The organism is Massilia sp. CT11-108 (assembly GCF_047302915.1).
Classification (GTDB): Bacteria; Pseudomonadota; Gammaproteobacteria; order Burkholderiales; family Burkholderiaceae_D; genus Telluria; species Telluria orientalis.
The window spans coordinates 1-3,531 of record NZ_JBKYMO010000538.1 but is presented as its reverse complement, the minus strand read 5'-3'; the positions used below and the strand labels follow the sequence as shown (position 1 = coordinate 3,531).

General features: G+C 66.6%; 5 protein-coding genes. All 5 read right to left on the bottom strand.

Translation table 11 applies throughout. From position 1 onward, the window contains the following. Positions 1–534 (bottom strand): RNA polymerase sigma factor (locus ACEN88_RS26935; RefSeq protein WP_413344606.1); only part of this gene is annotated, 534 nt, incomplete at its 3' end. Between the two features lie 64 nt (positions 535–598). After that, the gene (locus ACEN88_RS26930; protein ID WP_413344604.1) at positions 599–1,042 is read right to left on the bottom strand and encodes a thioesterase family protein; all 444 of its coding nucleotides are present in this window, start codon (positions 1,040–1,042) and stop codon (positions 599–601) included. A gap of 55 nt (positions 1,043–1,097) precedes the next feature. After that, positions 1,098–2,399: a M20/M25/M40 family metallo-hydrolase gene (locus ACEN88_RS26925; RefSeq protein WP_413344602.1), complete on the bottom strand. Its 1,302-nt coding sequence runs from the start codon at positions 2,397–2,399 to the stop codon at positions 1,098–1,100. A 43-nt stretch (positions 2,400–2,442) separates the two neighbouring features. Further along, positions 2,443–3,195 (bottom strand): sulfite exporter TauE/SafE family protein, encoded by a 753-nt coding sequence (locus ACEN88_RS26920; protein WP_413344601.1) that lies wholly within the window; start codon positions 3,193–3,195, stop codon positions 2,443–2,445. Positions 3,196–3,208: 13 nt separating this feature from the next. Beyond that, positions 3,209–3,531, bottom strand: a 323-nt coding sequence (locus tag ACEN88_RS26915) for an electron transfer flavoprotein subunit alpha/FixB family protein (protein WP_413344599.1), incomplete at its 5' end; no start/stop codon positions are given.

Below are 3,531 nucleotides of genomic sequence, written 5' to 3'. Positions count from 1 at the left end.
GGCGAGCGCCGCCCGGCCGCGCGACAGGCGCGAACGCACGGTGCCGATGTCGACCTGGCAGATGTCGGCGATCTCGGCGTACGACAAGTCGTGCATCTCGTACAGGATGACGGCGTCGCGGTAGTGCGGGGCCAGCAGCGCCAGCGCGCGCCGCACTTCCTCGGCGGCCTCGTTGTCCAGCAGGCGCGCCAGCGGACAGGCCGCGTCGTCCGGCAACCCGTCGTCGCCGTCGTCGCCGCCGTCCAGCACCACGTGGCGCTGGTGTGCCGTCTCGTTTTTCAGGATCAGGTTGCGCGCCACGCCGAACAGGAAGTGCTGCAGCTGTCCGCGCAGCGGATCGAAGCGGAACCGATCCGTCAGCAGGCCCATGAACGTTTCCTGGACCACGTCGGCGGCCGTGTCCGCCGAGCCGCAGCGCAGCAGCGCGAAGCGGTACAGCGGACCCTGGTGGCGCCGGTACAAGGCCGCGAAGGCGTCGGCGGCGCCGCTGCGCGTCTGGCGCAGCAGGTCGGTGTCAGTGGGTGGTGTGGTCATGGGTCATTGTCTTTACCCATATTCCAGCGGGAGGGGGAGAAAGTTCCAGCTATTTCGCGCGCGTTCAGTCGATCCAGTTCACCCGGTCGAACTTGCCGCGGAAGTCTTCCGGCATGGCGACGACCTGGCTCGTCTTGTAATTGAAGAAGACGAAGCCCTGCTTGGCCATCGCGATGAGGGTCTTGTCCTTCGGACGGGTGACCCGGAAGATGATGTCGCCACCATATTTATTGAAGTCCATGACGCCCACTTCGAACAGCAGCTGGTCGCGCGCATGCGCTTCGGCGCGGTAGGTCGTCGCGAGGTCCGTCACGATGATGCCCGTGCCGTCGCCCTCCGTTTCCGAGACGCCGTATTCGAACAGGAAGCGGGCCCGTGCCTCGGAGATCATCGAGATCATCGAGTCGTTGCCCAGGTGGTTGCCGGCGTTGATGTCGGTGACGCGCACCGTCAGCAAGGTCGTGTAGTAGTACTGGTCTTCGGGGAAGGTAAGTATCAGTCGTGCCATGTGTGCATATTACCCGGTTCGGGTAGCGTGTCCAGTTGAAGAAATTCGACGAGCGTCAACGCGTCAAACGATAGATCAGCAATGCCGCGCGCACGGCACTCCGTTCGATCGAGCCCACGTCCAGGTCTTCGTTCGGCGAGTGGGCGCCGTTGCCGCTCGCGCCGAGGCCGTCGAGGCTGTCGAGGAGCGGTGCCACGAACTGGATGTCGCCCGCGCCGCGCGCTTCCGCCGGCAAGGGCGCGATCGTCCCAAGCCCGGCATCCTGGCTGGCGCGCGAATACAGGTCCAGCACTTTCAGGTTGCCGGGTGTCACGGCCATCGGCGGATACGAATCGTGGAACGTGATGGTGGCGCTGGTGCCGGGCAGGTTCTGCGCGACGATGGCGCGCATGCGTGCCTGTGCGCGGTCGCGTTGCGGGTAGTCCAGGTAGCGCAGGTCGGCCTTCACGGTGGCCGTATTGGCGATCACGTTGGTCTTGCCGAATGCGGTGCCGCGCGAGGTCGCGTCGTCGAACGCGACCTCGGTGCCCCCCAGGATCACGCCCGGATTGAACGTGAGGCCAGGCTCGGTCACCTGCTGGCGGAAGGCGTCCAGGATGCGCGCCGTCTCGTACACGGCGCCATAGCCGTTGGCGCCGAACACGGCCATCGAATGGCCCTGGCGCGCCTTGACGTCCAGCTCCCACGTGGCCGTCGCGCGCCGGCCCACGGTGGCGGTCGCCTGGCCATTCTTGTCGAGGATGCTGCCCTCGAAGCTGAGGGCGACGTCGCTGCGCCTGGCGAGCTCCACCATGTCGCCGCGCGACACGCTCTTCGGATTTCCCGCTTCTTCCTCGTCGCCCGTGAACATGACGGCGATGCGCGTGCCGTCGAGGGCGCCCACGCGGTGCAGCGCGCGCAAGGCTTCGATGACGATCACGTCGCCGCCCTTCATGTCGGAAACGCCCTGGCCGCGGACCTTGTCGCCATCGCGCTTCCACATGGGCACGTCGGAACCGGGCTCGAACACGGTGTCGAGGTGACCGAGCAGCAGCAGGCGCTTGCCGCGGTTGCCGTCGCGCGTGGCGACGAGGTGGCCGGCGCGGCGCATCTCGGGCGGCAGCTCGATCCAGCGCGTGGTAAAGCCGAGCGCGTCGAACTGCTTGCGGAACAGCGCGCCCACGTCGCGCACGCCGCGGGTATTCATCGTGCCGCTGTTGATGAGGACGCTCTGCTCGAGCAGGGCGAGCGCTTGCGGCGCATGCGCCTTGATCTCCGCGACGATTTGCTGCTCGGCCGGGTCGAGCCCGTCGGCCCGCGCCGTCTGTACGCACGCCAGTGCTGTCAGCGCCAGCAGCGCCCCGGTGATCTTGCGCATCGTTATTTTTTCCAAAAACAAAGATGCTCAACTGTACACCGATTCAGGCCTGCAAGCTGCGCAGGATGAACCCGCAACCGGCCACCATGCACAGTCCGCCGACCACGCGCTTGACGAACGCGCCGTCGACACGGTGGACGAGGATGGCGCCGGCCAGTACCCCGGCAATTTCAAACACGACGATGAAGGCGGCCAGGCCATAGTCGATGCTGGCGTAACGCAGGTTCGCGAGCGAACCGGACAACGCGCCGATGGTTTGCAGCATCTGCCCGACGCCGATCGCGGTCAGCACGGGATAGCCGCACAAGACCATCAGCGGCACGGACAGCACCTGCCCGCCGATGCCGGTGAGACCGGAAAAGAACCCCGTGAGGGCACCGATCGCCGCGAGGATCAGCCGGCGCTGACGCGGGCCGGCCGGCAAGGCAAGCACCGCCTGGCCGCCGGCGCCCGACATGGTCATGCCGACGACGAGGATCACGGCGGCCAGCGCCGTCGACAGCGACGCGGTGGCGAGATGATGGCCGGTCCATGCGCCGGCATAGCCCGTCGCCGCCGCGCCGAGGCACACCGGCCGCACCAGCGTCCAGTCCAGACTGCCTTTCCTGTGGAAGTAGAGCGCGCCCGCTGCGCCGGTAAAGATGAAAGTGAACAGGGACAACGCCATGCCCTGGTGAATGTCCATGTTCATCAGCAGCATCAGTGCGGGCGGCATGAAAAAACCGCCGACGCCGGCCGCGCCGATCAGGACGCCGATGGCAATGGAGACCAGTACGAGGCCGGCGTGTGTCAGCATGGTGCCCGATCCTCTAGGCGGCCAGCTGTTTTTGTTCGTCCTCCTGCAATGCGGTGACGAGCGCAGGCACGACGTCGAACAGGTCGCCGACGATGCCGTAATCCGCCACGCCGAAAATCGGCGCTTCCGCATCCTTGTTGATGGCCACGATGACCTTCGCATCACCGATGCCGGCCAGGTGCTGGATGGCCCCCGAAATGCCGACCGCGATGTACAGCGCGGGCGCGACCACCTTGCCGGTCTGGCCGATCTGCAATGTGTTGCTGGCAAAGCCGGCGTCGACCGCCGCGCGCGACGCGCCGATCGCGGCGCCCAGCGCGTCCGCCAGCAACACAT